The organism is Deinococcus fonticola (assembly GCF_004634215.1).
Lineage (GTDB): Bacteria > Deinococcota > Deinococci > Deinococcales > Deinococcaceae > Deinococcus > Deinococcus fonticola.
In genome coordinates this window covers 1-630 of sequence record NZ_SMMH01000112.1, presented here as the reverse complement: position 1 = coordinate 630, position 630 = coordinate 1, and the positions used below count along the sequence as shown (strand labels likewise).

1 pseudogene is annotated in these 630 nt (G+C 56.3%); it reads left to right on the top strand.

The annotated features are described in order from the left end of the window. Window positions 1-25: 25 nt before the first annotated feature. Window positions 26-630, top strand: a pseudogene (locus E5Z01_RS20145) (IS4 family transposase); the annotation flags it as partial.

Sequence of the window (630 nt, the reverse complement as noted above, 5' to 3'; positions counted from 1 at the left end):
CTCAGCACCTGACAGGTTGAGTTAAATGTCGATCAGGACGCAGAAAAAACGACAAAGGGCGGTTTCTGGTGCGTTCACACACCCAGAAACCGCCCTGAACCATCTTGACACCTTCACGGCCTATCTCAAAGAACGCCTGCCACACCGACGCATAGACTCTCTCCGCTGTGTTGCTGAGGTTCTTTTCGGCATCATTCAGTCCGAATCCACGCTCCATCGCAAGATTGCTCACGAGATCGACCGACCCAATGCCACTATCGAATCCACCATTCGCATGGTCGCTCGGGTCTTCCATGACGCCGGCCTCTCTCAGCAGGACGTTCTGGACGTCCTGCTGCCACTCCTCCCGGAAGGAAAACTGACCATGGTCATCGACCGTACGTGCTGGAAGTATGGGCAAACTGACTTGAACCTGCTGGTGCTGGCTGTTGTGGTCGGGGATCTTGCTCTTCCACTCGCCTGAACCGTCCTGGATCACGGTGGAAATAGCCACTCCAGAACGCGCATGTTTCTGGTCGGCATGCTGCTTCGCCGGATCCCGGCGAAGCGCTGGGCCGTCCTGATCGCCGACCGTGAATTTATCGGGCAAGAGTGGTTCAATTTCCTGCGCTGGAAGGGAATCAAGCGCTG